The organism is Actinoplanes sp. CA-131856 (genome assembly GCF_050956135.1).
Classification (GTDB): domain Bacteria; phylum Actinomycetota; class Actinomycetes; order Mycobacteriales; family Micromonosporaceae; genus Actinoplanes.
This window is the reverse complement of sequence record NZ_CP191849.1, coordinates 2,460,765-2,487,553: the sequence shown is the minus strand read 5'-3', so window position 1 is coordinate 2,487,553 and position 26,789 is coordinate 2,460,765. Positions and strand designations below refer to the sequence as shown.

Annotated in this window: 22 protein-coding genes; 13 read left to right on the top strand and 9 right to left on the bottom strand. The window is 71.7% G+C overall.

The features are described from left to right. Window positions 1-3: 3 nt before the first annotated feature. Both ACQP2X_RS11945 and ACQP2X_RS11940 read left to right on the top strand, forming a co-directional pair. Window positions 4-969 (top strand): alpha/beta fold hydrolase, encoded by a 966-nt coding sequence (locus tag ACQP2X_RS11945; RefSeq protein ID WP_498696325.1) that lies wholly within the window; start codon window positions 4-6, stop codon window positions 967-969. Between the two features lie 148 nt (window positions 970-1,117). Further along, complete coding sequence (locus ACQP2X_RS11940) at window positions 1,118-1,819, top strand: alpha/beta hydrolase (RefSeq protein WP_498696323.1); 702 nt, start codon at window positions 1,118-1,120, stop codon at window positions 1,817-1,819. Window positions 1,820-1,842: 23 nt separating this feature from the next. Here ACQP2X_RS11940 and ACQP2X_RS11935 read toward each other — a convergent pair whose 3' ends face one another. Then, window positions 1,843-2,928: an alpha/beta hydrolase family protein gene (locus tag ACQP2X_RS11935; protein WP_498696321.1), complete on the bottom strand. Its 1,086-nt coding sequence runs from the start codon at window positions 2,926-2,928 to the stop codon at window positions 1,843-1,845. 163 nt (window positions 2,929-3,091) lie between these two features. Between ACQP2X_RS11935 and ACQP2X_RS11930 the strand changes: the two genes are divergently transcribed. The 5 genes from ACQP2X_RS11930 to ACQP2X_RS11910 are packed head-to-tail and all read left to right on the top strand — an operon-like array spanning window position 3,092 to window position 7,172. Beyond that, window positions 3,092-3,646, top strand: a complete 555-nt coding sequence (locus ACQP2X_RS11930) for an RNA polymerase sigma factor (protein WP_498696319.1) — start codon at window positions 3,092-3,094, stop codon at window positions 3,644-3,646. Between the two features lie 17 nt (window positions 3,647-3,663). Next, entirely contained in the window at window positions 3,664-4,440 is a 777-nt protein-coding gene (locus ACQP2X_RS11925; protein ID WP_498696317.1) for a zf-HC2 domain-containing protein, read from the top strand. Between the two features lie 10 nt (window positions 4,441-4,450). Continuing rightward, window positions 4,451-5,251 (top strand): ABC transporter ATP-binding protein, encoded by an 801-nt coding sequence (locus ACQP2X_RS11920; RefSeq protein WP_498696315.1) that lies wholly within the window; start codon window positions 4,451-4,453, stop codon window positions 5,249-5,251. After that, window positions 5,248-6,570, top strand: a complete 1,323-nt coding sequence (locus tag ACQP2X_RS11915; RefSeq protein WP_498696313.1) for a hypothetical protein — start codon at window positions 5,248-5,250, stop codon at window positions 6,568-6,570. The genes ACQP2X_RS11920 and ACQP2X_RS11915 overlap by 4 nt, the downstream gene beginning before the upstream one ends. Further along, the gene (locus tag ACQP2X_RS11910; RefSeq protein ID WP_498696312.1) at window positions 6,567-7,172 is read left to right on the top strand and encodes a hypothetical protein; all 606 of its coding nucleotides are present in this window, start codon (window positions 6,567-6,569) and stop codon (window positions 7,170-7,172) included. The genes ACQP2X_RS11915 and ACQP2X_RS11910 overlap by 4 nt, the downstream gene beginning before the upstream one ends. A 9-nt stretch (window positions 7,173-7,181) precedes the next feature. Here ACQP2X_RS11910 and ACQP2X_RS11905 read toward each other — a convergent pair whose 3' ends face one another. The 3 genes from ACQP2X_RS11905 to ACQP2X_RS11895 all read right to left on the bottom strand — a co-directional run bounded on the left by ACQP2X_RS11905 (window position 7,182) and on the right by ACQP2X_RS11895 (window position 17,181). Next, on the bottom strand, window positions 7,182-12,587 hold the full coding sequence (locus ACQP2X_RS11905; protein ID WP_498696309.1) for an AAA family ATPase: 5,406 nt from the start codon (window positions 12,585-12,587) through the stop codon (window positions 7,182-7,184). A gap of 125 nt (window positions 12,588-12,712) precedes the next feature. After that, window positions 12,713-16,120 carry an AMP-binding protein gene (locus ACQP2X_RS11900; RefSeq protein WP_498696307.1) on the bottom strand — a complete coding sequence of 1,136 codons (3,408 nt, stop codon included), beginning with the start codon at window positions 16,118-16,120 and terminating at the stop codon, window positions 12,713-12,715. A gap of 47 nt (window positions 16,121-16,167) precedes the next feature. Continuing rightward, on the bottom strand, window positions 16,168-17,181 hold the full coding sequence (locus ACQP2X_RS11895) for a LacI family DNA-binding transcriptional regulator (RefSeq protein ID WP_498696306.1): 1,014 nt from the start codon (window positions 17,179-17,181) through the stop codon (window positions 16,168-16,170). A gap of 276 nt (window positions 17,182-17,457) precedes the next feature. On the opposite strand from ACQP2X_RS11895, the gene ACQP2X_RS11890 reads away from it, so the two are divergent. Genes ACQP2X_RS11890 through ACQP2X_RS11870 form a run of 5 tightly spaced genes read left to right on the top strand, consistent with a single transcriptional unit; the run spans window position 17,458 to window position 22,654 of the window. Beyond that, complete coding sequence (locus ACQP2X_RS11890) at window positions 17,458-18,729, top strand: ABC transporter substrate-binding protein (protein WP_498696304.1); 1,272 nt, start codon at window positions 17,458-17,460, stop codon at window positions 18,727-18,729. A 60-nt stretch (window positions 18,730-18,789) separates the two neighbouring features. Continuing rightward, window positions 18,790-19,722: a carbohydrate ABC transporter permease gene (locus ACQP2X_RS11885; RefSeq protein WP_498696301.1), complete on the top strand. Its 933-nt coding sequence runs from the start codon at window positions 18,790-18,792 to the stop codon at window positions 19,720-19,722. A 2-nt stretch (window positions 19,723-19,724) separates the two neighbouring features. After that, complete coding sequence (locus tag ACQP2X_RS11880; RefSeq protein WP_498696297.1) at window positions 19,725-20,621, top strand: carbohydrate ABC transporter permease; 897 nt, start codon at window positions 19,725-19,727, stop codon at window positions 20,619-20,621. Then, entirely contained in the window at window positions 20,618-22,024 is a 1,407-nt protein-coding gene (locus ACQP2X_RS11875) for a GH1 family beta-glucosidase (RefSeq protein ID WP_498696295.1), read from the top strand. Before ACQP2X_RS11880 ends, ACQP2X_RS11875 begins: the two co-directional genes overlap by 4 nt. Window positions 22,025-22,033: 9 nt before the next feature. Then, entirely contained in the window at window positions 22,034-22,654 is a 621-nt protein-coding gene (locus tag ACQP2X_RS11870; protein WP_498696292.1) for a TetR/AcrR family transcriptional regulator, read from the top strand. Between the two features lie 86 nt (window positions 22,655-22,740). Here the strand turns inward: ACQP2X_RS11870 and ACQP2X_RS11865 are convergent, their stop codons facing one another. The 3 genes from ACQP2X_RS11865 to ACQP2X_RS11855 are packed head-to-tail and all read right to left on the bottom strand — an operon-like array spanning window position 22,741 to window position 25,548. Further along, the gene (locus tag ACQP2X_RS11865) at window positions 22,741-23,532 is read right to left on the bottom strand and encodes an alpha/beta fold hydrolase (RefSeq protein ID WP_498696290.1); all 792 of its coding nucleotides are present in this window, start codon (window positions 23,530-23,532) and stop codon (window positions 22,741-22,743) included. A gap of 35 nt (window positions 23,533-23,567) precedes the next feature. After that, window positions 23,568-24,989, bottom strand: coding sequence for a dihydrolipoyl dehydrogenase family protein (locus ACQP2X_RS11860; RefSeq protein WP_498696288.1), 1,422 nt, complete (start codon window positions 24,987-24,989; stop codon window positions 23,568-23,570). 1 nt (window position 24,990) lies between these two features. Then, window positions 24,991-25,548, bottom strand: a complete 558-nt coding sequence (locus ACQP2X_RS11855; protein ID WP_498696286.1) for a hypothetical protein — start codon at window positions 25,546-25,548, stop codon at window positions 24,991-24,993. 165 nt (window positions 25,549-25,713) lie between these two features. On the opposite strand from ACQP2X_RS11855, the gene ACQP2X_RS11850 reads away from it, so the two are divergent. Then, window positions 25,714-26,271, top strand: coding sequence for a TetR/AcrR family transcriptional regulator (locus ACQP2X_RS11850; protein ID WP_498696282.1), 558 nt, complete (start codon window positions 25,714-25,716; stop codon window positions 26,269-26,271). Window positions 26,272-26,277: 6 nt separating this feature from the next. Here ACQP2X_RS11850 and ACQP2X_RS11845 read toward each other — a convergent pair whose 3' ends face one another. Both ACQP2X_RS11845 and ACQP2X_RS11840 read right to left on the bottom strand, forming a co-directional pair. After that, window positions 26,278-26,442, bottom strand: coding sequence for a sigma factor-like helix-turn-helix DNA-binding protein (locus ACQP2X_RS11845; protein ID WP_498696281.1), 165 nt, complete (start codon window positions 26,440-26,442; stop codon window positions 26,278-26,280). Window positions 26,443-26,488: 46 nt separating this feature from the next. After that, complete coding sequence (locus tag ACQP2X_RS11840; RefSeq protein ID WP_498696279.1) at window positions 26,489-26,776, bottom strand: sigma factor; 288 nt, start codon at window positions 26,774-26,776, stop codon at window positions 26,489-26,491. Window positions 26,777-26,789 lie beyond the last annotated feature (13 nt).

Genomic DNA, 26,789 nt, shown 5'->3' with positions numbered 1-26,789 from the left:
CCCGTGACCCAGCGGCGACTCGTCACAGCCAACGGCATCGATCTCATGATCACCGAGGCCGGCGAGGGCCCCCTCCTGCTGCTGCTGCACGGCTTTCCGGAAGCGGCTCATTCGTGGCGGCACCAGATCGGCCCGCTCGTCCGGGCCGGCTACCGGGTGGTCGCCCCCGAGCAGCGCGGCTACGGCCCGAGCTCGCATCCGGCAGCGGTCAGCGACTACACGATCATGCATCTGGTCGCCGACATGACCGGCCTGATCAAGAAGCTGAACGCCACCGACGCCGTGGTCGTCGGGCACGACTGGGGCGCGACGGTCGCCTGGCATCTCGCGCTGATGCGCCCCGACCTGATCCGCGGAGTCGTCGGGTTGAGCGTCCCGCCCTACCCACGGGGCGTCGCCGGTCCGCTGGCGGGCATGCGGGCGCTCTACCACGGCCGCTTCTATGTGAACTACATCGAGGAGCCCGGCGTCGCGGAAGAGGAGTACGAGCGCGATCCGGCCGGCAGCCTGCGCCGCACCTTCTACGGCGTCAGCGGGGACAATCCGGCGAACCGGTCGCCGAGGAACATGCTGGTCCCCCGTGAGGGTGGTCTGCTGGACGCGATCGACCCGGAAGCCACCACGGCGATGCCCGGCTGGCTGACCCGGGAGGATCTGGAGATCTATGCCGCCCAGTTCGCGGGCGGCTTCAGCGGGGCGTTCAACTGGTATCGCAACCTCGACCGCAACTGGGAGCTCACCGGCGCCTTCGATGGCGTACGGCTGCCGATGCCCGCGCAGTTCATCACCGGTGACCTCGACACGGTCCTGGCCTTCCACGGCATCCGCGACCACGTGATGACACTCCCCCGTCAGCATCACCACTTCGCCGAACCGATCATCCTGCCCGGCTGTGGCCACTGGATCCAGCAGGAACGCCCCCGGGAGGTCACCGAGTTGCTGCTGGCCTTCCTCTCCTCCCTGCGCTAGTCACACGACCGTTGTCGCGCCGGGTCCGAGACGTCGGCCACATCGGCGCTGACTCGCGAATCGTGGCCCCGCGCGGACGTGAGACAGATCGACAGGGCCGGACCGGCCCGTCGATCCCGAAAGTCCTTACTCCGTGGGAGCAGCCATCATGTCCCTCTCTCCTGACCGGCCGTCGTTCGTCCTCGTGCACGGCGGTTACCACACAGCAACCTCCTGGTCGCCCGTTCGCCGGATCCTCTCGGCGCAAGGGTGGAACTCCGAGGCCATGAGCATGCCGAGCGCGGGAGACAGGCCCACAGCGGGCCTGTACGACGACGCCGAGGCGCTGGCAACGCGGCTCCGGCAGATCGAGGGCCCGGTCATCGTGGCCGGCCACTCCCACGCCGGGCTGACCCTCACCCAGCTCGGCGACGATCACCCAAATCTTCGCCGGCTCATCTACCTCGCCGCCTTCATGCCAACCGAGGGAGAGTCGGCCGCGACCGCCTTCGGCATTCCCGCGCCCGACGACCCGAGCGGAGTGGCTCCACGCGAGGCGTACGGCGACCCGCGCGAGACGTTCTACTCGGATCTCACCGACGCCGATGCCGCCGCCGCCATCGACCGACTCGTCGATCAGAGTCTGCTGTCCTGCGTGCAGCCGACGACACGAGCGGCCTGGCGCAAGATCCCGTCGACCTACGTGGTCTGCACCGAGGACAAGCAATTCCCGGTCGCCCTGCAGGAGAAGTACGCCGCGCAGACTGATGACGTCGTGCGGATCCCCACCGGTCACACCCCGCTGCTCTCAGCGCCCGACAAGGTGGCGGACATTTTGATGTCGCGCGCCACCGGCTCGATCGGGATGTAGCAGCGGCATGGCGGCTCGCGAGGTCATCGACTGCGGCATTCCTTCATGAGCTGACGCAACGCGTCGCTTGCGGCCGGGGCGAGCGCCTCCGGGTGGGCCGGGTCGGTCAAGTCGTGAGACACGCCGGTGAGCACGACCCGGCCGGGGCCGGTGGTGTGCGCTCGCCGCAGCGCCGTCGCCAGTGTCGTGGTCGTCGGGCACGGGACCTGCGGATCGGCGGTGCCACAGGTGAGCAGGACGGGTGTCCGGGACGGCAGCCGGCGGGCGACCACGGCCGGGTCCAGGGCGTCGATGGTCTCCACGAAGCGCCGGCTGGGGCCGGCGAGGCCGCGGAAGAGGGCGGCGACCGCGGCCGGCATGCCGTCGGTGTCGACCGGACGGTGGGCGCGAAGGTCGGCGACGGCCCGGTCGACGGCGAGACCGATGCGCTGTCGTTCCTGCTCGTCCATCTGGCCCGCGGCCACGGCGGCGGCCAGCTGGTCGTCCAACTGCCGGGCCAGTACGTCGAGGAGCCGCTGGGCCAGGGGCTGCATCAGCCCGATTCCGGCCGGGCGGGGCTGGGCCGACACCGCGACCGCCAGCGCCGTCAGCGCACCTTCGCTGTGCCCGATCAGGCGTACGCCTCGACGGTCGACCTCGGGCCGGCCGGCCAGCAGCCGGTAAGCGGCGGCGGCCTGGCGGACGTAGGCCGGATAGTCGATCGTCTCGGGCTTTCCCGCGTAGGCGCCGAGCCCGGTGCGCCCCGTGCCGTACTTGTCGAAACGCAGGCTGACGACCCCGTCGCGCCCCAGCGTGCCGGCGATCTTGGCCAGCGTGTGCGGCGTGAGGGCCGGCGGTTGGTCGCCGTTGCGGTCGGTGGGCCCGCTGCCCGGAAGCAGCAGGGCGGCCGGCATTCGCTGCCCCGGGCGGTGGGCCGGCACGGACAGGGTTCCGTACGTCGTGGTGCCGTCCACCACGAAGCTGATCTCATGGTCCGCGGCCGGAACCGCCGGCGCGGCGCCGGCGGAGGGCGCCGCGACGACGCCGCTCCCGGTCACGACGGTGAGGATCACGGCGTGCCGGGCGATCCGGCGGAGGACGGAACGCGACATCGCACGATCTGCTGCCATGGGACGGTCCTTTCGTCAGCCCGCGGCACAGCCACGGACAGGATCGGGGCGTACGCTATCGATTTAAGAACGAACGGTCAAGAACGATCGTTCCTAAATCGAAAGTGGCGCACGTCACCACCCTGGACGCACCGAGCGGAACGAGACTGTCGTCTTGCCTGGTGTGAGACGAAGCCTGCACGCGGCCGACGAGGACGAGCTCGTCCGTCGCACCGCCGCCGGGGACCGGCGTGCCTTCGACGAGCTGTACCGGCGGACGTCGCCGTGGCTGCTCGCCCGGTTGCGGCGCCGTTGTGCCGACGACGACGTGGTCGCGGACGTGATGCAGGAGACGTACCTGGCCGTGTGGCGGGCCGCGGGCGGCTTCGCCGGCGCCGCCGCCTCCTCGGGCAGCGCGGTCGGCTGGCTGTGGACGATCGCGGCCCACCGCCTGGTCGACGCCTTTCGCCGGCGGGCCCGGCAGGCTCAGGTGCCGGTCGTGCCGCTCGCCGAGACGGTCGCCCCGGCCGCCGAGGACGAGGTGCTGGCGGGTTGGGTCGGCCATGAACTGGAGCGGGCGCTGATCGAGCTGCCGCCGGAGGCGCGCACGGTCCTGCGCGCGATGGTGCTCGACGGATTCTCGGTGCGCGAGACATCGATCCTGCTCGGCGTGCCCGAGAACACCGTCAAGTCCCGCGCCCGGCGGGCCCGGATCGCCCTGCGGGAGGCACTCTCGTGAACCATCCGAGTTCTGAGGTGATCGCTCGCTACGCCGACCGGCACGCCGACCTCGACGAGGTCACTATGTGGTCGGTCGAGGTGCACCTGGAGCACTGCGCCGACTGCCGGTCGCTGATGGCCGGTGACGCCACCGACGACACCCGGGCGCTGCTCGCCCGGATCGCCGGCGGCGTCGAGCGCGGGATCGCCGCCGGGCCGGCTCCCGTCCCGCGGCGGCGCTGGGCGCCGGCCCGCCACCGCTGGCTGGTCTGGCAGCTGGTCCCCTGGCTGACCATGACGGTGGCGGTGCTCGCCTGCGCGGTCCTGCTCCAGGCGGCCCAGCCGGCCTTCCCGTCGCTTGTCGCCCTGCTGGCGCCGGTGGCGCCACTGCCCGGGGTGGCGGTGGCCTGGAGCCGCTGGCACGACCCGGCCTGGGAGCTGATCGCCGGCACGCCGCGGGCCGGACTGACCATGCTGTTGCGGCGGACCACCGGAGTGCTGGCGGTGATCGTGCCCGCGCTCGGGCTGGCCAGCGGCCGCACCGGCGTCTCACTGGCCGTGACGTTGCTGCCCTGTCTGGCCTTCACCGCCGCGACGATCGCGCTGGGCGCGTATGTCGGGGTGCGCCGCGCCGCCGCCGGGCTGGCCGCCGCCTGGACGCTGGCGGTGATCGTGCCGACCGTGATCACCGCCGATACGCCGGTGGTGCTGCGGCCGGGCAGCTCACCGGGGTGGGCGCTGCTCACCGTCGCCTTGTGCGGCTTCGCCGCGGTCCGGGCCCCGAACTACCGCTGGCCGTCCAGCCGCACCTGAGAGGAACGACATGCGACCGGTGAGCGCGGCCGAGACGGCCCCCGACCTCCACCCTTGGACGATCCACGCCGAGGGGCTCCAGGTTCGCGCCGGACGGCATCTGGCCGTCGGCGGACTCGACCTGGCCCTGGGCGCCGGCGTACACGGCCTGCTCGGGCCGAACGGCGCCGGCAAGACCACGCTGATGCGCGCGCTGGCCACGGTGGTGAAACCGGCCGCCGGGCGGCTGCGGTTGCTGGGCGAGCCGGTGGACGGCCGGGCCGACCTGCGCGAGGTCCGTCGCCGGCTGGGCTACCTGCCGCAGCAGTTCGGCTTCTATCCCCGGTTCACGGTGCGGGAGTTCATCGAGTACATGGCGTGGCTCAAGGAGATGCCGAAGACCGCGATCCCCGACGCGGTGCAGCGGGCGATCGAACGGGCCGGCCTCGCGGCCAAGGCCGGCGCCCGGATGAAGACGCTGTCCGGCGGCATGCTCCGCCGCGCCGGCATCGCGCAGGCCATCGTCAACGACCCGGCCGTGCTGCTGCTCGACGAGCCCACCGTCGGCCTCGATCCCGAGCAGCGCCTCGACTTCCGGGAGCTGCTGCGCGACGTGGGTGTGGACGGTTGCGTCCTGGTCTCCACCCACCTCGTCGAGGACGTGGTGGCCGCCTGCACCGATGTGGTGCTGGTCAACGAGGGCCGGCTGGTCTACCAGGGCTCGACGGACGATCTGATCGCGCAGGGCGGCCCGGGCGACCCCGGTGACAGCCCGGCCGAGCGGGGCTACTCGGCGCTGCTGCGCCGCGACCGGTCGATGAGCGCGCGGTGAGCCGCGTCTTCGTCATCGAGCTGCGCCGCTCCGCGGCGATCGGATCCGCGCTGGCGGTGGCCGGGGTCGGCACGCTGCTGCTGGTTCTCGACAACGGGGCCGGGTTCGGCGGCGGATGGATGCAACTGGCAATGACGCAGCGGCTCTTCCTGGCCGTGTTGTGGCCGCTGGCGCTGGCCATGGGCGCGTGGCAGGGCCGCCGTGACCACCGCGGCCGCATGGTCGAGCTGGTGGCCAGCGTCCCGCGCCCGATGGTGCTCAAGACACCGCCCGTCCTCGGCGCGATGGCCATCGCCATGGTCGCCGGTTATCTGCTGATGGGCGTCGCCGGCGGGCTGTGGATCGCCCGGACCGCCGGCTACTTCCCGGCGGACGTCGTCGTCGTCACGGCGGTGGGCATGCTGGCGCTGATCGCCGCGGTCTTCGCCGGCCTGGGAATCGGCCGGCTCCTGCCGTGGGTGGGTGTCGCGCCGGCTCTCGGTCTGGCCGGCCTCGGGTTCCTGTTGATCCTCCCGGCCGTCACCCGGCCGTACGGCTGGCTGGCCCTGGTCTTCTCGCCGATCCAAGAGATGACCATGCCGGGTTCGTACGCCGGTGTGCCCACCCGGGTCAGCGCCGCTCAAGCCGTCTGGCTGGCCGCACTGGCCGGCGCGGCCGCGCTTCTGTTCGGCTCCGCCGGGTGGCGGGCCCGCGCCGCGACCCTGCCGGCCGTCGCGGTGGGCGCCGCGCTGGCCGTCACGGTGATGCCGCATCAGAACGGGCTCGTCATCGACGCGGTCGACCCGGGAGCCCGGGAGCTCGTCTGCACCGACGGCGCGCCCCGCGTTTGTGTGGCCCGGGTGCACGCCGGGATCCTCGGTGAATTCGCCGGCCCGGCCCGGGAAGGCCTGAGGATTCTGGCCGAGCTGCCCGGCGCACCGGCCGAGGTCCACGAGAACACCGTCGGCCGTGGGTCGGACATCCGCCCGGCGTTCCGCGCGGATGTCGTCCTGGTGGGGGTGCAGGCCTACACCGACGGGCATCTGGCGGACCGGGACAAGGTCGCCGCGGAAGTGGTGGAGGGTGCCTTCGACGGACCACCCACATGCGAGAACTTCCCGGATCCGGCCGAGACGTTCGCGGCCGTGCACTGGCTCATCGGGTCCGAGCCGGCGGCGCCGGCCGGGTCCGCGGCGGGTTACTACGCGGAAGCGGCGCGGCTGTGGAGGAGCCTGCAACGGCTGCCCCACGCCGAGGCGCGGGCGCGCGTGGTGGCGTTCCGTGCGGCCGCGGTGACCTGCGCCCCCACCGAGGGGCTGCTGACCGGGGGCAGGGAATGAGGTGGCTCGCGCTGTACCTGCGCTCTCGGCGGGTCACGGTGGCGGTCATCGCGGCCGTCGCGGGCATGGCCGGCATGTGGTCGCTCGGTGCGGCGTTCACCGACGCTCGCGAGATGGGTGCGCAGATGGTCGTCCTGACCATCCTGCTGCTGGTCATCTGCGTGACGGCCACCCTCGGCGGCGCCGACGACGAACTGGAGCGCACGGCGGCGGTCGCGTGGCCGTCGCGCCGCGCGGCGCACCTCCTCGCGGCGGCCCTGATCGTGACGGCGCTGCTGTCGGCCACGCTGTTGACCGGGGCCCGGTTCGGTCCCACCGATGTGGTGGCACGGGACACGGCCGGCCTGCTCGGCCTGACCGCCCTGGGCGCCGCGACGCTCGGCGCCGCGAGGGCCTGGTTCCTCCCTCTGGCCTGGACGATGGCCGCGGTGGTGTTCCCCCGCTCGGAAACGGCCGCCGCGCAGATCCTGACCTGGCCGGCGCAGCCCCCGTCGACCACCGCGGCGACCGTGGCGGCGGCGCTGCTCGCGCTCGCCGGCCTGGTCGCCTACGCGAGAAGTGGTCCCGCCCCGAGGTCACCGGCCGAGGCCGCCCAGCACTGAGGACCCCGCTCAGCCCGGGTGGACGGAGCTGACATCGACCGTGGCGATCGGAAGCTCCGCGGTCAGCGTCGTCCCGCCGCCGTCCGGGCTCTCGAGCCGGAGACTCCCGCCGAGCGCCTCGACCCGGTCCTTGAGCCCGACCAGGCCGGTGCCCCCGGCCAGCGTCGCACCCCCGGCGCCGTCGTCGGCGACCACGACACGCAGCATCCGCCCCGCCACGTCGGCCCGGATGCTGACGGCGGAGGCGCCGGCGTGCTTGACCGCGTTGGTCAGCGCCTCGGCGGCGACGTAGTACGCGCTGACTTCGACGCGCTCCGGCAGCCGTTGCTCGACGAGCACGTCGACCTGGACCGGAAGCAGGGAACGCCGGGCGAGCGCCCGCAGGGCGGGGCGCAGACCGCCGCTGGCCAGGACGGCCGGATGGATGCCCCGCGCGATCTCCTGCACCTCCTTCAACGCGTCGTTGGCGACAGCCACCGCGTTGCCGAGCTGAGCGCGCAACGCGTCCTGCTCGGGTGGGACCTCCGCCTGCGCGTCGCGCAATCGCAGCGCCAGCACGACCAGCCGTTGCTGGGCGCCGTCGTGCAGGTCCCGTTCGATGCGCTGACGCGCCTGGTCGGCGGCGGCGACGATCCGCGCCCGGGAGGCGGCCACCTCCGACCGGGCCTCGGCGTTGGCGATGGCCGTCGACACCAGTTCGGCGAAGGCGGTGAGCCGGGCCTCGCTGTCCGGGGGCGGCATCTCGTCGGTGATCGACCCGGCCAGCAGAACACCCCACAGGCGGCTCTCGGTGCTGACCGGCACGCCCACAGCCGCCTGCCAGCCCCAGCCCTCCACGGCGACCTGGCTGATCGTGCCGGTCCCGTCGGCCCGGTGGGTGCGCGCCGGGCGGTGGGTCTGGTGGACGAGCGTGCTCACATTCACCCCGCCGAGCGGCAGCCGGGTCCCCAGGGGCATCGGCGGTGTTCCCTCCCGGGCGCTCCACCGGCCGACGATCTCGATCATCTCGGCCTCGTCGTACCGGAGCAGAGCCGCGAAGTCGACCGCGAGCAGCTGGCCGGCCTCCGCGGCGACCGCGGCGAACACCGATTCCGGTGGCTCGGCCTGGGCGACCAGCGTGGCGACCCGCCGCAGGGCCGCTTGCTCGTCGGCGATCCGCCGATATTCGGCGTACAACTGGGCGTTGTCCAGCGAGACCGCGAGCTGTCCGGCGATGAGCCCGACCGCTTCCAGGCGCTCGGTGGTGAAGGCGCCGCGGATGAGGCGGTTCTCCAGCAGCAGCACCGCGCGCAACGCGCCGCGGCCGAAGACCGGCACGGCCAGCAGCGAACAACAGGCGACGCCGTCGAAGTACGGGTCACGGGCGAACCGGTCATCGCTCGTGGCGTCGCTCACGGCCAGCGGTTCCTGGGTCCGGCGCAGATAGCGCAGGACCGACATCGGCGCGGCGGGGCTGCCCACCGCCCCGGACGGCGACCAGTCCTGCCGGGCCTCGTCCCACAGCACCAGGTCCACTCCCGTGGCGCCGGCCATCGCGCTCAACACCTCCGCCACGCGGGCGTGCAGTTTCTCGACGCTCGTCTCCGAGCTCAGGGCCCGCGCGGCGGACAGGATGCCGAGGAGGTCGGTGGCGCCGACGGTCACCGGGGCGCGCAGAGAGTCCGTGGCCCGGCCGTGCTCGCCGCCGGCCGACGGGTTCAGGCCGGGATAAGCCCATTCCATCTGCCCGGATTTGGCCACCGCGCCCCAGGTGAGGTACTGCTCGCGGGCCTGGCCGAGGAGCTCGTAGCCGCTGCGTTCGAGGCCGTGGGCCAGGCTGAAGCGACCCGCGCGCTCCGTGATCAGCGCCCGGTGCCACGGGCGCCGGCGCCTCTCGACCTCCCGCCGGGCGGAGTCGAACGCGAAGGCCGCCGCGCGGAAGTCGCCCAGCGTCCACGCCTGCTCGGCTTCCACGAGCCGCAGCAGATGCAGGAAGTTGTCCGGTGCGTCCACGGCGCGGGCGCCCAGCCACCGCAGCACGTCGTCGAGCCTGGTCAGCAGATCGGCGCGCTCGTCGCCGTGCGCGGACCGCGCCTGCCCGGCCAGGCCGAGCCCGTACAGCGGATAGGCCAGGGCGCTCATCGAGAGCCCGGTGATGACCGGCAGCAGCCGCACCGCGGCCTCCGCCTGCCGCGACACCTCGGCCGGGTCGCCGAAGATCGCCGCGGCGATCGCCCGGCACAGGTGGACGTGTATCACCACGAGCGGATTGCCCGCGTACTGGTCGGCGGAGATCACCTCGGGGGCGGCGGCCGAGCCCTCCCGGCGGAGCACGTCGGCCAGCCACTGATAGCTCTCCAGCCACTGCGACGTCTGCTCGGTGCCGGTCCGCCGCGCGAAGGCCTGCGCCGCGCTGACCTGGGCCAGAGAGGTGTCCAGGACCGGCCCGGAGTCCAGCAGGCCCACCACGGTCTGGTGATAGGTGTAGCCCGCGTTCGTCAGGTCACCGCCCGCGAGCAGCCCCTCCCGGGCGCGCAGGCTTTCCTGGATGCTGTTCTCCACCGGCTCGAACCACGACTGCAACAGCGACACGACCAGGCGGGCATGCGAGGTGTCGGGCTCGTAGGGCCGGCTCTCGGCCAGCGCGAGAATCCGCCGTGCCACCCGGAAGGCCGCGGCGTAGTCACCTCGCTGGGTGACGGCGTGGAAGGCGGCGTTGGCGGCCGGCCCGACCAGGGTGTGTCCCGGTCCGTGCTCCGTCCAGATCCGCAGCGCCTCGAGACCCACCCAGGAGAACATGGCCTGGTCGCCGACGAAGTACACCGGTGAGAGCATCGCGCTCAGCAGGCTGCCGGCGGTCATCAGCGCCGGATCGGCGAGGTCGGGACGGGTCGCTTCGGCGGCGGAATCGGGGCTGTCCAGCCACTCGTACAGCCGGGCGAACTGGCGGTCGACCGCCGCCGGCATCTCGTCGGCGCCGGGCACGTCGATGCCGCACTCGCGCAGGGACCTGACCGCCAGGTCGATGGCCTCGGGAAAGCGGTTCCGGTGGGTCAGGCCCGTGACCTGCAACGCCGTCGCGGCCGGGCGGTCCAGCACCGAAGCGGCCAACTCCTCGAGGACGCGGTAGTCGTCGTCCGCCGCCTCCAGCCGGCCCAAGCTGAACAGCGCGGCGTGATGCAGGGTGCGCAACTCGATGAGCGTCTCGACGCCGGCGTGGTCGGCCAGGGTGAGCGCGGCCGCCAGCAGGGCGTGCACCAGCGCGAACTCGCCGATCTGCGTCACCTCGCCGGCGGCCCGGCGCAGCAGCGCGGCCGCCGACCGGCGCTCGGCCGGCTCGGTGACCGCGTCCGCCACGGGCAGGTACTGCTCCGCCGCCACCGCGAAGAGGTCCGGCACCGCGGCGAGCCGCCGTGCCATGGCGAGGTGCAGTTCGGCTCGCCGGTCCGGCGCCAGCCCGCTCAGCACGTCTTCGCGGATACGGTCGTGCCGGAACCGCACCGCGGCCACGGGTCCGGCCTCCATCACCAGAATGCCTTCCCGCAAGGCGGGCTCCAGTAGATCCCGTACGTTGCCGGAGGCCGCGATCGCGATCTCGAGCACGCTCAGCTGGGCGCGCCCGCCGAGGCAGGCCATCGCCTCCACCGCCCGCCGGGACCGCTCGGGCATGGCGGTGACGCGGGTTGCCGAGAACCCGCCGCCTTCGGCCCGGGTCAGCTGCGCCCGCACTGCCGCCGTCTCCCAGCGCCACCCGTCCGCGGCGACGGTCAGCACGCCGCTGCGGCGCAGAGCGTTGAGCAACTCCACGGTCTCGTACGGGTTGCCCTCGCAATACGGCTCCAGCACCTCGCCCAGCTCCGCCACCGCCTCGGCCGGCACGTGCAGCGTCTCGCTCAGCAAGGTGGTGAAGTCGTGTCCGGTGAGGTTGCTCAGGGGCAGTTGCGGCACGGCGGCCTCGTGCCAGCGGGACAGCATGCCGGCCACCGGGTGCGGCGGATCGACGTGCCCTTCGCGGTACGCCGCGACCAGCAGCAGGCCCTCGGATCCCTCGTTGCTGAGCACCATGTCCACGAAACCGAGCGGAACGCCTCCGCCCCACTGCAGGTCGTCGATGAAGACCACGACCGGGCGTCTCCGGGACGCCACGGCGCGCAGCGCCCCGGCCGCCACCAGCTGTGCCCGCACCCCCGCCGTCAGCGGGTCACCGAGGTCGCCCGGCCCCAGCAGCGTCGCGAACTCCGGCACCACCGTGGCGAGCAGGCCCGCGTTCGCGCCGAGCGCCCGCAGCATCCGGACGCGGATCGAGGCCACCTCGTCCTCGGGCTCCGCCAGCAACATCCGGCCGAACGACGTGAAGGCCTGCTGCACGGCGTTGAATTCCTGATCCCGGCGGTATTCGTCGAACTTGCCGGCGACGAACCAGCCGCCGGCGGCGGTCACCATGGCGCGCAGCTCGTCGGCCAGCGCCGTCTTGCCGACCCCGGGCGGGCCGCTGATCACCACCCCCGCGCACCGCCCGGCCAGCGCCTGCGAGAACGCCTCCTTCAGCTCCGCCACCTGCTTGTCCCGGCCCACCAGCCGCGACGGCGGCCGGAGCCGGACGGGGAAATCGTGCTCGCCGACCCGGAAGCCGCCCGGCTCGGCCGGGTCGTCGCGCAGGCGCTCCAGGTCGTGGACCACGCCGTCGGCCGACTGGTAGCGGTTGTCCGGCTCCTTCTCCAGCAGATGCAGGATGATCCTCGACAACGGCTCCGGTATGTCCGGATTGACGGCGGCCGGCGGGGCCGGCAGCCGGGCGAGATGGTCATATATCAGGCGCAGGGGGTCGTCGGTGCCGAACGGTGGCCGGCCGGTGCCGAGCTCGTACAGGACCGCGCCGAGCGCGTACAGATCGGCACGCTGGTCCACCGCGCGGCCGGTCCGTCCGGTCTGTTCCGGTGCCAGATAGGCCAGCGTCCCCAGGATCTCGCTGTGGTGCGTGAACGCCGGCCGGATCTCGGCGATCGAGGTGGCCAGGGTGAAGTCCACGAGCGTGGGCGTGCCGTCGGCCGCGACCACGACGTTGGCCGGTGTGAGGTCACGGTGGATCACCTCGCGGCGGTGCAGTTCGGCCAGGGCACGGGCCAGCCCGAGCGCGAGCCCGGCAAGGTCGGGCGCGGCCACCGGCTTCGGCATCTCGGCCAGGGTGCGGGGACCGGCATCGGCCAGCACGATGGAGCCCTCGTACGGTGGCTCGTCCGCCAGTTGCGCCAGCCCCGCGGCGCCGCGCAATCGTTGCAGGACGGCGGTCTCGTGCCGGAGCCGGGATTCGGCGTCCGGTCCCAGCGGCTCCTTCACGATCAGCGTGCGGCCCGCACGCGACAGCCGGGTCAAGCGCGTGCGGGTGCTTTCGTGCACGATCACGAACCGTACGGACGGATCCAGGTCGTCGGTCATCCCGCACCCCCCACACACCTCAGAGCGATCGGGTCCCCAGCCCTGATCAGCTGCACACTACCGGCGAAGAAGGCCGGGATGGCGAGCCCGAAGAGCAGGATCCGGCCCGAAGTGACCTCGAACACTCAGCGAAGGCGCAGCTCGTTGCGGAACCCGGTCATCCACTGATCGATCTCGGCTCCGGTCCACCACAGCCTTCGGGGCGCATATGTCCAGACGATGCGGGTCGTGCCGCCGACGACCGCGCAGTCGACGGAGAGCGGCGGCGGCCGCACGCCGGCCCCGAGATCCCGCGCGTCACCGATGGCGGCCGCGCTCAGAGAGAAGAGGCCGCTGCGGCTCCGCGTCGGCGTCTCGCCCTGGAAGGTGAACCCGAGCGTCGGAGCCGGGGCCCGGGCCAGGCTCTGCCGCAAGTCCGGATCGTCGTTCAGGTACTTGAGGCCTTCGAACGACAGACCCGCGGACGGGACACCGGCCAGCCGTTCGCCCACCGCGGTCAGCGTCTCGCCGGGGCCCTGGGACCGGCTGTCGTCGAAGGCGAGCGGGAAGGTGCAGTGCAGATCGCCGACCGTCCGCGAGAGATCGAGGCCGTGCACCGCTGTCTGCCTGCCCGAGCCGGAGAGCTCGACCACGAGACGCCCGCAGCTCCACTGGCGCTGAGCGGTCCGTACCAGCGCCGTGAGCAGTGTGGTGGCGAGCGGTGCGCGGCCTGCGCCGGGCCCGGTCAGCCGTACGTCGCGGAGCGCGCGCGTCTGTTCGGGCGGCAGGCTGTGGCTGGCGGTGACCAGGTCTTCCGTAGGCGCGCCGGGATGCGCCAGCGGGTCGTAGGTGGCCGGTGGCGGCACGGCGAGCTGAGTACGCCAGAACTCCAGATCCGCCTTCGCGCCCCGGCGGGCGAAGTCGTTCGCCCAGCTCGAGAACACGTCGAATCGCGCCGATGTCCGGGCCAGTCGCAGGACCTCGCCCTGTTCGTCCAACCGGCAGAGCTGGTCCAGGTCATCCAGCAGGATGCGCAGCGTGATCCCGTCCATGACGAGGTGGCTGACCGCGAGGAACAGGCGTTGCCGGGAGCCGGTCTCGATCAGGAGGAGACGTATCAGTGGACCGTGTTCGGCGCTGACGCGCCGATGCTGCTCGCTGAGAAGCGGCGCGAGCGCGCCGGGCCGGTCCAGCGTGACCGACTCGACGGCGAAGCTGCCCTCGATGTCGCCGTAGCGCTGCGCGAATCGGCCGTCGTCCCGGCGAAACCTCAGGCGCAGCGCCTCGTGCCGGGCGACCAGCGCCGACGCGACCCGGCGGAGGCGATCGGGGGTCAGCCGCCGATGGACGCCGAGCATGACCGTACGGGCTCCCCCGTCCCAGTGCCCCAGCTCCAGGGCGTGCCGCTGCGCGGCGCTGAACGGGACGTCACCGGTGTCCGGGGCCTCGCCCGGCTCGGCGTGCGCCGGCTCGAAGTGCCGTACCAGCCAGATCGCCATCGCCCGCAGGGTCGAGCCGTTGCCGAGTCTCGCCGGCGGGATGCGCGCTCCGGTCCGGTCCTCGACGCGCCGGGCCAGATCGATCACCGCGAGCGAGTCGAGGCCGACATCGACGAGCGGCCGGTCCACCGACACGTCGTTCGGGTCGGTCAGGTGCAGCACCTCGGCGACTTCGGTCTGCAGCAGCCGGAGCACGTAATCCGGCTCGCCGCCCGGACCCGTCCGGGGCACCGTCTTCCCCGTCAGCCCGCGTTGCCGCGGGATCGCCGACGAACGCAGCGAGCCGACCGTCCACTGGTCCTTGGACTGTGCGCGCCGCAGCTTTCCGCTGGTCGTCTTCGGAAGGCTGTCCGGCCTCATCAGCAGGACCTCGTGACACTGCACCCCGCTGTGCGAGGTCACCGCGGCCCGGATCGCCGAGGCCGCGCGGTCCAGCGGGATCGGCTTCCTGTTCCGCAGGGCCTTCTTGCGCAGCTCGGCCGCCACCACGACCCGCTCGACGCCGTCGACCCGCACCCCGAAGGCGACCGCGTTGCCCGGCCGCAGAATCGGATCGGCCGCCACCACCGCCGCTTCCAGATCCTGCGGATGGATGTTGCGGCCCCCGACGATGATGAGGTCCTTGAGGCGCCCGCAGAGAAATACTTCGCCGTCGTCGCCGATCACCCCGAGATCACCGGTACGCAGGTAGCGTCGCCCGTCGTCCGGGCCGTTCCCGGTCGCCGGGCTGGCGGCGAAGACGGCTGCGTTCTCCTCCTCGGTCCGTCCCCAGTAACCGCTCGACACGCTGGGACTGGAGATCCACAGCTCACCGACGGCGTAGGGCGGCCGCGGCCGCCGGGTCACGGGGTCGACGGCGATCACCGAGACGCCCCACTCCGCGTCGGGCACGCCACTGCCCACGAGCGTCACCGCGGGTGCGCCCGGGGCCGGCGCGACGATCACACCGTCGCGATCCAGCACGGCCCGGTCCCCGTGGAGCAGCGTCGGCCTCCGGCCGACCTGACCGCAGACGAACAGTACGGCCTCGGCCATGCCGTAGACGTTGCCGAACGACGCCGGATCGAAGCCCATCCGGCCGAGCGCGGCCTCGAAGCGGTCCATCGTGGCGGCCAGCATCGGCTCACCGCCCTGCAGGGTGGCGCGGACCGACGACAGGTCGAACGAGTCGCCGTCGCGCAGACCGCGCACCACGTAGTCGTAGCCGGAGTTCGGCCCGGCGACGTGCGTGCCGCGGTAGCGATCGACCGCCTCGAGCCAGAGACGCGGGTCGGCCAGGAACGTCGTCGAGGAGAAGGCGATGCAGCGCGCCCCGGTGTACATGGCGTTGAGAATTCCGCCGGCCAGGCCCATGTCGTGGAACAACGGCACCCAGCCGACGAGCACCGACTCGCTGTCGACCCGGGTGTTGCGCGCGATCAGCTCCAGATTGTGCGCCAGATTCCGGTGCCGCACGACGACGCCCCTGGGCTCCGACGTCGAGCCGGAGGTGTACTGCAGATAGACGATGTCGTCCGGGCCGAACCGGGCGGCCGCGCGGGCCAGCCGGGCCGCGGCCGCCTCCGGATCGGCGCGTTCGACCCGATCGGACAGCAGCCAGGCGAGCTCGGGCCAGCTCGACGTCTCGCGGCCACGCCAGCGGCCCGCCACGCCGTCGCGTACCGACGCCAGCGTGGTGAGCCTGCGGTACTTCGCGTGGGTGAGGGCGACGCGGGCGCCGCTGTCCTCGGCGATGTGCCGGAGCTTGGGCAGCTCCCGATCGAGATGCCGCGGGTCCGGGCTGGCCACCGGGACCGCGATCGCGCCGAGCAGCATGCACCCGAAGAAGCTCGCGACGAACTCCAGACCATCGGGCGGGAAGACGAGCAGCACACGGTCGCCGGGTGCGACACCGGCCGCCTGCAGGAAGTCGGCGGTGCCGGCCGCCCGCCGCACGATCTCCCGCCGGTCGGCCGCGTCGATCTCTTTCCCGTGGCGATCGAGGAACGTGTAGAGGGGCGCCCCGGGCGCGGCGGCGAGTCGGTCGGCCATGGCGGTCAGCAGGCTCGCGGACATCCGGGACTCCGATGGATGGGGAGTGACTGGTTCGGACGTTACACCCGTCAGGTCGAGCCGCGGAGAATCAGCGTGGTGGGCAGGGTCGCCGGTTCCGGTGGGGTCGCCGGGCCGGCGAGCATGGCCATGAGCGACTCCGCGGCCGCTGTGCCGAAGCCGGTCTTGTCCTGCGTGACGGTGGTCAGGCCGGGCGGGATCAGCGCCGCCACCTCGATGTCGTCGAAGCCGATGACGGCGACGTCCTCGGGGACGCGCAGGCCGGCCTCACGGATCGCCTTGATCGCGCCGACCGCCATCTCGTCGCCGGCGGCGAACACGGCGGTCGGCCGGGGGTCGCGGGCCAGCAGCTTCGTCATGGCGGCGTGCCCGCTGTCCAGATAGAAGTCGCCGGTCACCACGTCGTCATCGGCCAGGGGGATCCCCGCCTCGCCGAGCGCCTCCCGGAAGCCGGCCAGGCGTTGCGCGGCCGGCCAGTTACGGGCCGGGCCGGTGATGGTGGCGATGTGCCGGTGACCGCGTTCGATCAGGTGGGCCGCGGCCAGCCGACCGCCTCCGGCGTTGTCGGAGGTGACGTAGGTGCAGGTCGGCCCGGTGAAGCGCAGGTCGAGGGCGACACAGGGCACCTCGGCGTCGACCAGGGCCAGCACCGCGGGGTCCCGGCTGCCGTTGTCGATGATGACCACGCCGTCGACGTTGTGGCGCTGGACGGCGCGCAGGAAGCGCCGCGGGTCGGCCGGGCCGGCTCCCGGGTCGGGAGCGAGCATGAGCAGGTTCAGGCCGTGCGCGCTGAGCGCGCTCTTCAGCGCGACCAGGATGTCCTGCAGGAACGGATGCCGCCAGCCGGGGCGGCGGTGGTCGGTGTCCCAGACGAGGCCGACCATGTTGGACTTCTTGGTCGCGAGCGTGCGGGCCGACTCGTTCGGCAGATATCCGATCTCGGCGGCCATGCCGAGAACGAGCTGACGCGTGTGCTGGCTGACCACCTCCGGAGTGTTGAAGACGCGGGACACGGTGGCGACGGAGACGCCGCACCGGCGTGCCAATTCTCTGATGCTGGACACGGCGAACACCCTAATGTAACCGGTTTCAGAACCGTAACAGCGCCGTGTCGCGCGAGTCAACACAGTGGATCGCGTTACCTTTTCGTGACTTGACGGAAGCGGCACCCATCGATGCAGACTCTTGGCTCGAGGGGCCACACGCACCCCTCCGCAACGATTCTCCGGCCGCATCCATGCCGGCCTTTCTCTTGACTCAGCTCGTTCGAAACTCCAGTTCTGCAGTATGTAACCGGTTTCATGTAACCGTTTACATCAGATCAAAAGGGGAGAACTGTCATGCTCTTGTCTCGATCCGTGCGGGCCCTGACCGCGGCGACGGTCGCCGCGGTGATGCTGACCGCATGCGGCTCCGGCGGCGACGACGGTGCGGGCAGCGACGGCGGCAACGTCACGCTGAACGTCAATCTGTTCGGCAACTTCGGCTACCAGGAGCTGTACGAGGAGTACGAGAAGGCGAACCCCAACGTCAAGATCAAGGAAAGCACTGCCGCCTACAACGACCACCACCGCAACCTCGCCACGCACCTCGCCACCAATTCGGGCGCCGGCGACATCGAGGCTGTCGACACCGGCTTCATCGCGCAGATGCGCGACGTCGGCAAGCAGTTCACCGACCTCGGCACCGAGCGCCAGTCGGAGTACCTGCCCTGGAAGTGGCAGGCGTCGCTGACCAAGGACGGCCAGCAGATCGGGTACGGCACCGACGTCGGCGGCCTGGCCATCTGTTACCGGCGCGACCTGTTCCAGAAGGCCGGCCTGCCCACCGACCGCGACAAGGTCTCCGCGTCGTGGGCCGCGGGCTGGGACAAGTACATCGAGCAGGGACAGAAGTACACCGAGAAGGCGCCGGCCGGCACCGCGTTCTTCGACGGCGCGGGCGCGCTGTACAACGCCGTCATCGGGCAGGCGCCGGTGGGCTTCTACAGCGAGGACAACACCGTCGTCGTCGGCAGCAACCCCGAGGTGCGCAAGGCCTGGGACCTGGTCGTCCGGGCGGTGCAGAGCGACCTGTCGGCCAAGCTGCTCGAGAGCAGCCCGGAGTGGAACAACGGCTTCGCCAAGGGCCAGTTCGCCACCATCGCCTGCCCCGCCTGGATGATGGCCAAGATCAAGGACCAGTCGAAGAACGCGGCCGGCAAGTGGGACGTGGCGGCCGTGCCCGGCGGTGGCGGCAACTGGGGTGGCTCCTATCTGACCGTGCCCAAGCAGGGCAAGCACGTCGAGGAGGCGAAGAAGCTCGCCGCCTGGCTGACCGCGCCCGAGCAGCAGGCCAAGGTCTTCACCTCGAAGGGGCTGCTGCCCTCCATCCCGGCGCTGTACGACAAGCCGGAGATCGCGCAGTACAAGGACCCGTTCTTCAACGACGCGCCGGTCGGCAAGATCTTCACGACGGCCGCCAAGGAGTTGAAGCCGCAGTACCAGGGTCCGCGCACCGGTGACATCCAGACCACCATCCGCGACGGCCTGGTGCGCGTCGAGCAGGGCAAGCAGAGCTCCGACGAGTCCTGGCAGCAGACCGTCAGCGACGTCGAGCGCCTCGCCAAGTAGCCCACCCGCACGGCCGGCGGTCCCCGGACCGCCGGCCTCCCCGGCGACGAAGGATCGACCATGGCCATCCCCGCGCTGACCGCCCGCCGGGCGAGACTGAACCGGCTCGACACCAAGGGCTCGCCCTATCTGTACGTACTCCCGTTCTTCCTGCTGTTCGGGGCGTTCGGGCTCTTTCCGCTGATCTACACCGGATACGTCTCGTTCAACGACTGGGACCTGCTCGACGCCGGCGCGCACGAATGGGTGGGCCTGGCGAACTACCGCGAGCTGCTGCAGGATCCGTACTTCTGGAACGCGCTCGGCAACACGCTGAGCATCTGGGTGCTGTCCACGGTGCCGCAGCTGCTCGTCGCGCTCTGGATCGCCCACCTGCTCAATCACAAGCTCCGGGCCCGCACCAGCCTGCGCATGGGCGTGCTGCTGCCGAACATCACGTCCATCGTCGCGGTGACGATCGTCTTCACCCAACTGTTCGGCCGCGACTTCGGCATGGTCAACTGGCTGCTCGGCGCCGTCGGCCTCGGCCCGATCGACTGGCAGGCCGACACCTGGAGTTCCCACCTGGCCATCTCGATCATCGTGGCCTGGCGCTGGACCGGCTACAACGCGCTCATCTACCTCGCCTCCATGCAGGCCGTTCCCCATGACCTGTACGAGGCCGCGGAGCTCGACGGCGCGTCCTCGGCGCAGCAGTTCTGGAAGATCACGGTGCCCATGCTGCGCCCGACGATCATCTTCACCGCGGTGATCTCGACGATCGGCGGCCTGCAGATCATCGCCGAGCCACTGCTGTTCGCCGGCAGCTCGACGCCAACGGGCGGCTCCGACCGGCAGTTCCAGACCGCCGCGCTGTTCATGTACGAGCAGGGGTTCCGCGAGTTCCGGTTCGGCTACGCCTCCGCGATCGCCTGGACGCTCTGCCTCGTCATCGCCCTCTTCGCGATCGTCAATTACCTGATCACCCGGCGCATCGCCAACGACGAGGAGTAGTCGTGACCGTTCTCGCCGACCCACCGTCCACCCGCGCCGAAACGCCGGCCGAGCCACGCCGGGCACGCCGCCGCAGCTTCGGCTATCCGCGCAAGGCCTCGGTCTGGACCTACGCCGCCCTGCTCGCGGTCGTGGCCGGATCGGTCTTCCCGCTCTACTGGTCGCTGGTCGTGTCGTCGCAGACCAGCGACGCCGTCGCCAAGGTGCCGCCGGTCCTGATCCCGGGCGGGCACCTGTTCGACAACATCGCGCGGGTCTTCGACTCCACCGACTTCGCCGAGGCGCTGCTCAACTCGTTCATCGTCAGCGGCTCGGTGACGATCTCCGTGGTGTTCTTCTCGACGCTGGCCGGTTTCGCGTTCGCCAAGCTGCGGTTCCGTGGCCGAAAGGTGCTGCTCGTCGTCGCCATCGGCACGTCCGTGGTGCCGCAACAGCTCGGCATCATCCCGCTCTACCTGCTGATGGCCGAGTTCGGCTGGACCGACCGGCTCGCCGCCGTGATCGTCCCCGGGCTGGTCACCGCGTTCGGCGTCTTCTTCATGACCCAGTACCTCGGCCGGGCGGTGCCCGACGAGCTGCTGGAGGCCGGGCGGATCGACGGCTGCGCCACGTTCGGCCTCTTCTGGCACGTCGTGCTGCCGGCCGCGCGGCCCGCGGCCGCGGTGCTCGGCCTGTTCACCTTCATGCAGGCGTGGAACGACTTCTTCTGGCCGCTGGTCGTGCTCCAGGACAACGCCACGGTCCAGGTCGCGCTCTCCTCACTGGCCAGCGGCTACACCACCGACTACACCCTCACCCTGACCGGCACGCTGCTGGCCACCCTGCCGATCCTGGTGATCTTCATGGTGCTCGGCCGGCAGATCGTCGGCGGCATCATGCAAGGAGCGATCAAAGGATGACGGACTCGGAACTGCCGCGGATGCCGGCCGGCTTTCTCTGGGGCGCCGCCACGGCGGCGTACCAGATCGAGGGGGCGGTGGCCGAGGACGGACGCGCCGACTCGATCTGGGACACCTTCAGCCGGCGCCCGGGCGCCGTCGCCGACGGGAGCTCCGGGGCGGTGGCCTGCGACAGCTACCACCGCTGGCGCGACGACGTGGATCTGCTCGACGGCCTGGGCGCGAGCGCTTACCGGTTCTCGGTCGCCTGGCCGCGGATCGTGCCGTCGGGCGACGCCGGGATCAACAAGCCGGGCCTGGACTACTACGACCGGCTCGTCGACGCCCTGTGCGAGCGCGGCATCCGGCCGTTCGTCACGCTCTACCACTGGGATCTGCCGCAAGCGCTCGAGGACCGGGGCGGCTGGCGGGTGCGGGACACAGCGGAGCGTTTCGCCGAGTATGCCTCGGTGGTCGCCGGGCGGCTCGGCGACCGGGTGGGTGACTGGATCACGCTGAACGAGCCGTACTGCTCGTCGATCGTCGGCTATGCCGAGGGCCGGCACGCCCCGGGCGCCACCGAGGGCCACGGCGCGCTCGCGGCCGCCCACCACCTGCTGGTGGGGCACGGACTGGCGGTCGCGGCGGTCCGGGCCGCCTGCCCGGGCGCCCGGGTGGGCATCACCCTCAACCTGTCCCCGGCCGTGCCGGCGACGGACACCGAGGCCGACCGGGAAGCCGCGCAGCGCATGGACCTGCTGGTCAACCGGCAGTTCACCGATCCGGTGCTGGGTGGCGCCTATCCGGACGGATTCGACCAGCTGTACGCCGGCGTGAGCGACCTGTCGTTCCGGCGCGCCGGCGATCTGGCGCTCATCGGCGCCCCACTGGACTTCCTCGGCGTGAACTACTACTACCGGATCCACGCCGCCGCCGCGCCGTACGAGCAGGCCGACCCGGCGCTGCGTGCCGCCTGCGACATCGGCGTGCGCTCCGTGCCGCGCGAGGGGGTGCCGGTCACCGACCTGGGCTGGCCGATCGAGCCGCGGGGCCTGACCGACACGCTGACCGGTCTCGCCGGCCGCTTCCCGGGCCTGCCCCCGATCTACGTGACCGAGAACGGTGTCGCCGAGGTGCGCGAGGATCGGGGCGCGGACCCGGACCGCATCCGCTTCATCGCCACCCACGTGGCCGCCGCCGCCGAGGCCGGCGTGGACCTGCGCGGCTACTTCTACTGGTCGCTCATCGACAACTTCGAGTGGGCCCGAGGGTACGGTCCACGTTTCGGCCTGGCCCATGTTGACTATCCGACCGGGAACCGCACACCGCGGGCCAGCTATCACTGGCTGCGGGATCAGCTGGCCCTTGCGGCGGGTGCGCCAGCTAACAATCGCGAACTTCAGACCGAACGTTCTACCCGCTAAGATGGGCGGATGACGCGCGGCACAACCGAGACCCGGACCTCAGAATCGCGACCCTCCGAAGCTCGGCAGCGGCTTCTCTCGACGGCGACCCAGATCTTCTACGCCGACGGCATCCACGCGGTCGGCGTCGACCGGATCATCGCCGAGGCCAAGGTCACCCGGGCCACCTTCTACCGGCACTTCCCCAGCAAGGACGACCTGGTGGTCACCTATCTGGCCGAGGTGCACCAGATGGACCGCGGCGCCGTCACCGCGGCCATCGCCGCCCACGCGACGGCGGCCGACTCGCTGCTGGCCATCGCGAACACCATCGCCGGCGACATCAAGCGCCCGGGGTTCCGCGGCTGCGCCTTCCTCAACGCCGCCGCGGAGTTCCCCGACGTCGATCACCCCGTGCACCAGCAGATCATCGCCCACCGGCAGTGGTTCCTGGACACGCTCACGACCCTGATGGCCCAGGTCGCCGAGGACTCGTCGGACGCCGCCGCCCGCCACTTCGTCATGCTGCGCGACGGCGCCATGGCCGCCGGCTGCCTGTTCGACCCCGCCCTGGTCGTCGACACCTTCCTCCGCGGGATCGAGGGCCTGATCCGCATCCACGGCCAGCGCCAGCCGGCCACAGCCGGCTGACGGCGGTCCGCTCCGGGGGGAACCGAGCGGACCGCCGCCTCTCACGCTCGGGACGGGGGGGGCTCACGAACGCCCGAGCGTGAAAGTCATCGCGAGGCCTGCTCGATGATCTTCGTGACGGCGTCGGGACGGCTGAGCATGACCGCGTGCGACGCGTTCACCTCGGTGATCCTGGCGCCGGCGCGGACGTCCATCTTGCGCTGCAGGTTCGGGTTGATGGCATTGTCCTGACGGGTCAGCAGGGCGTACGACGGGATCTTGCGGAAGCCCTCGGTCGCGCTGGCGTCGGTGACCGCCCTGGTGTTGGCCGGACGCTGAACGGTGGCCAGGTTGGCCGCGTCGTCCTTGTTCAGGTCACCGGCGAACGCCTCGCGAAACTTCGCCGGGTCGATGATGACCTCCGCCCCCGCGGGAACCTGGGTCGTGACCAGCGGCAGGGCCGGAGTGGACTGGGCGGCGAGCTCGCCGATGGTCTCGCCCTTGACCGGGATGAAGCCGGCGATGTAGACGAGCGACTTCACGTCGGGCACGGCGGTGGCGGCGTTGGTGATGACCGCGCCACCGTAGGAGTGGCCGACCAGGACCTTTGGGCCCTCGATGGTGGCGAGGTAGCTGGTGACGTACGCGGTGTCGCTGGTCAGGCCCTGGATCGGGTTGGCGATCGCCCGCACCGGATAGCCGTCGTGGCGCAGCCGCTCGATGACGGGATTCCAGCTGGAGGAGTCGGCCCACGCGCCGTGCACGAGCACGATGGTCGGCTTGGCCGGCTTGGTGTTCCGGCCGGAGGTCATGGCGGCGGCCGGAACGGCGGCCGCACCGAGCAGGGCGAGGGTGGTCGCGCCGACGACGGCGGCACGGCGGGTGGGACGGATACGCATGACAGATCGAGCCTTTCGGTAGTTTGGCCGGCCGCTCAGCGGCCGTAGGTCTCCAGGAGGCGCAGCCACACCTCACTGACAGTCGGAAATGCCGGGACGGCGTGCCAGAGCCGGTCGATCGGCACCTCGCCGGCGATGGCGATCGTGGCGGCGTGGATCAGCTCGGCCACGTCCGGGCCGACCAGGGTGAATCCGACGATCACCCGGCGGTCCTCGTCGACCACCATCCGGGCCTGGCCCTGGTAGCCCTCGGCGTGCAGCACCGAACCCGAGACAGCTCCCAGGTTGTAGTCGACGACCCGGGTGTTCAGACCGGCCTTCTCGGCCGCGGCCGCGGTGATGCCGACCGAGGCGACCTCGGGCTCGGTGAAGACCACCTGCGGCACGGCGCGCTCGTCGGCGGTGACCGCGTACCGGCCCCACGCACCCGTGTCCACCGGCTCGCCCTTGGCCCGCGCGGCGATCGCGTCGCCCAGCGCCCGGGCCTGGTACTTGCCCTGGTGCGTGAGCAGCGAACGCCGGTTCACGTCACCCGCGGCGAACAGCCACTCCCCCGCGCCCTCGACCCGCAGCGCCTCGTCGACGGTGAGCCAGGAGCCGGGCTTGAGACCGATGCTGTCGAGGCCGATGTCCTGGGTGTTCGGAACGCGGCCGATCGCGACGAGCAGCTCGTCGGCCGCGATCCGCTCGCCGTCGCCGAGCACGAGATGCACCGTCCCGGCCTCGTCCCGCGAGACCTTCACGGCCTCGGCGCCCAGGCGTACGTCCACACCGGACTCGCGCAGCGCCGAGGTGACCCGCTCGCCAGCGAAGGGCTCGGTCAGGTGCAGTACGCCGTCACGGGCCAGCATCGTGACCCTCGCGCCGAGGCTCGTGTACGCGGTCGCCATCTCCGAGGCCACCACGCCGCCACCGATGACGACGAGCCGGCCGGGAACCGCCTTCGCGGAGGCCGCCTCGCGGCTGGTCCACGGCTTCGACTCGCGCAGACCCTCGATGTCGGGCAGCAGAGCGCTGCTGCCGGTCGAGACGACCACCGCGTGCCGGGCGGTCAGCGTGGTCACCACGCCGTCGGCCCCGGTGACCTCGACGACCCGCTCACCGCCGATGCGGCCCTGGCCCCGGTAGAGCCTGATCCCGGCCGAGTCCAGCCACGAGACCTGGCCCTCGTCGTTCCAGTTCGAGGCGAACGAGTCCCGCCGAGCCAGCACGGCGGCCGCGTCCAGGTCGCCGGTCACCGCCTCACGGGCACCGGGCACCTGCCGGGCCGCCCGCAGCGCGGCCGTGCTGCGCAGCAGCGCCTTGGTCGGCATGCACGCCCAGTAGGAGCATTCCCCGCCGACGAGTTCCCGCTCCACGATGGCGACGCTCAAGCCGCCCTGCACCGCGCGGTCGGCCACGTTCTCGCCGACGGGCCCGGCGCCGATCACAACGACGTCGTACGTGATGGTGTCCATGTCAGTTTTCCTTTGCGGTACGGCCGAGCCGGATGGCGGCGATGAGGAAGAAGACGGCGCCCGGGATGGCGTAACCGACCGCGTTGGTCAGGGCGGGGTCGGTGGCCGAGGCGGCCGCGAAGAACGAGGAACCGGCGAGCACCGAGAGGCCACCGCTGATGATCATCGGCCACTGGCCACCCATCCTGCGGCGGGTGACACCGACGACGAGCTGGACCAGGCCGGCCACGACCGCCCAGGCGCCCCACACCCGCAGCGTCGCCGGGATGCCGGAGGACCCGGCGACGGCCAGGCCGGCCGCGGCGAGCAGGCTGACCGCGACGTTCACGTACAGCAGGACCGGCGACCCGGTCGAGCGGGACGAACGGGCGTCGACGACGGCGGCGGCCACGTCGACGAGCGGGTAGATCACCAGCAGCGTGGTGGTCAGCGCGGTGAGCTCGTCGGCGACCGCGAAGGTCACGCCGGCCCAGACGAGGGCGAAGGCGGCCCGGGCGAAGTACAACCGCCGCAGGGCGGCCGCCGTCGTCGAGATGCCGGGAGCGGCAATGGTGGTCATGGTCATCCTCTCGGTGTTCGTCATCAGAAGAACGAACGTTCTGTTGAGAACCACGATGACGAGCTGGCGCGAGGGTGTCAAGACCGAACGTTCTATCCGATACGCTGATCACATCTCCGCCGCCGCCTACTGCGTACCGAACGTTCTGTCCGCTACGATCAGCCGATGCCACGCAACCCGCCCTCGGAAGCACGGTCCCGGCTGCTCGGCACCGCGGCCCGTGTCTTCTACACCGAAGGCATCCACAAGGTCGGCGTCGACCGCATAGTCACCGAGGCCCAGGTGACCCGGGCCACCCTCTACCGCCACTTCCCCGGCAAGGAGGACCTCGTCCTGGCCTACCTCGACGAGGCCGATCGCGCCGTCCGCGGCCAGGCCGAGCGGGCCCTGGCCGCCGGGCTTCCGGCCGACGAGGCCCTCCGCGCCCTCAGCCGGTCGATCGCCGCGACCATCCAGTCACCGGGCTTCCGGGGTTGCACCTTCCTCAACGCCGTAGCCGAATATCCCGATCCGGATTCGCCGGTGCACCGGGCCGTCCTGGCCCATCGGCAGTGGTTCCTGGACACCGCCACCGGCCTGCTGGGCCAGGCACCGGCCGCACGGCACTTCGTGATGCTGCGCGACGGCGCCATGGCCGCCGGCTGCCTGTTCGACCCCACCCTGGTCAGCGAGACCTTCCTGCGCGGCGTGGAGAGGTTGCTGGAGGTCTCCGCCCACCGATGAGAGCGCCTAGCCGCGCTCCAGGATCCTTCTGATGACCCGCAGGGCGTAGAACGAGCGCGAGCGGACGGTCCCGCCGGGGACCCCCAGGTCGCCGGCCACCTCGCTGACCGGCGCGTCCCCGTAGTAGAGGCGGACGAGCACGGCCCGGTGCCGCGGGCTCAGCTGCCGCAACGCGTCGGCGACGACCTGCCGGCTCAGGACCCGGTCGAGCTCGTCCTCACCACCCGCGAAACGGCCGATGCCCTCCGGCCCGACCTCGGGTCAGGCGGGCCCGGAACGCGTCGATCGTCAGGTGCCGGGCCACCGTGAACAGCCAGCGGCGCGCACCGTCCTCGCTGCAGGGCATCTGGTCCACATGCCGCCAGGCCCGCAGCATGGTCTCCTGGAACAGGTCCTCGGCCGACTCGGGCTGATCGCGGGTGAGACGCCGCAGGTACAGCAACAGCCGGTCCGCGTTCGCGTCGTAGGCGGCCCGCAGGCGCTCCTCCCGGACCGATGCCGTCACGACACCCACGTTT

What these genes read in the sequence shown, in the direction of transcription:
- ACQP2X_RS11940 (WP_498696323.1), top strand. Translation starts at nt 1,118, where the DNA reads ATGTCCCTCTCTCCTGACCGGCCGTCGTTCGTCCTCGTGCACGGCGGT.
- ACQP2X_RS11935 (WP_498696321.1), bottom strand. Translation starts at nt 2,928, where the DNA reads ATGGCAGCAGATCGTGCGATGTCGCGTTCCGTCCTCCGCCGGATCGCC.
- ACQP2X_RS11920 (WP_498696315.1), top strand. Translation starts at nt 4,451, where the DNA reads ATGCGACCGGTGAGCGCGGCCGAGACGGCCCCCGACCTCCACCCTTGG.
- ACQP2X_RS11910 (WP_498696312.1), top strand. Translation starts at nt 6,567, where the DNA reads ATGAGGTGGCTCGCGCTGTACCTGCGCTCTCGGCGGGTCACGGTGGCG.
- ACQP2X_RS11905 (WP_498696309.1), bottom strand. Translation starts at nt 12,587, where the DNA reads ATGACCGACGACCTGGATCCGTCCGTACGGTTCGTGATCGTGCACGAA.
- ACQP2X_RS11900 (WP_498696307.1), bottom strand. Translation starts at nt 16,120, where the DNA reads ATGTCCGCGAGCCTGCTGACCGCCATGGCCGACCGACTCGCCGCCGCG.
- ACQP2X_RS11890 (WP_498696304.1), top strand. Translation starts at nt 17,458, where the DNA reads ATGCTCTTGTCTCGATCCGTGCGGGCCCTGACCGCGGCGACGGTCGCC.
- ACQP2X_RS11885 (WP_498696301.1), top strand. Translation starts at nt 18,790, where the DNA reads ATGGCCATCCCCGCGCTGACCGCCCGCCGGGCGAGACTGAACCGGCTC.
- ACQP2X_RS11875 (WP_498696295.1), top strand. Translation starts at nt 20,618, where the DNA reads ATGACGGACTCGGAACTGCCGCGGATGCCGGCCGGCTTTCTCTGGGGC.
- ACQP2X_RS11870 (WP_498696292.1), top strand. Translation starts at nt 22,034, where the DNA reads ATGACGCGCGGCACAACCGAGACCCGGACCTCAGAATCGCGACCCTCC.
- ACQP2X_RS11865 (WP_498696290.1), bottom strand. Translation starts at nt 23,532, where the DNA reads ATGCGTATCCGTCCCACCCGCCGTGCCGCCGTCGTCGGCGCGACCACC.
- ACQP2X_RS11860 (WP_498696288.1), bottom strand. Translation starts at nt 24,989, where the DNA reads ATGGACACCATCACGTACGACGTCGTTGTGATCGGCGCCGGGCCCGTC.
- ACQP2X_RS11855 (WP_498696286.1), bottom strand. Translation starts at nt 25,548, where the DNA reads ATGACCACCATTGCCGCTCCCGGCATCTCGACGACGGCGGCCGCCCTG.
- ACQP2X_RS11850 (WP_498696282.1), top strand. Translation starts at nt 25,714, where the DNA reads ATGCCACGCAACCCGCCCTCGGAAGCACGGTCCCGGCTGCTCGGCACC.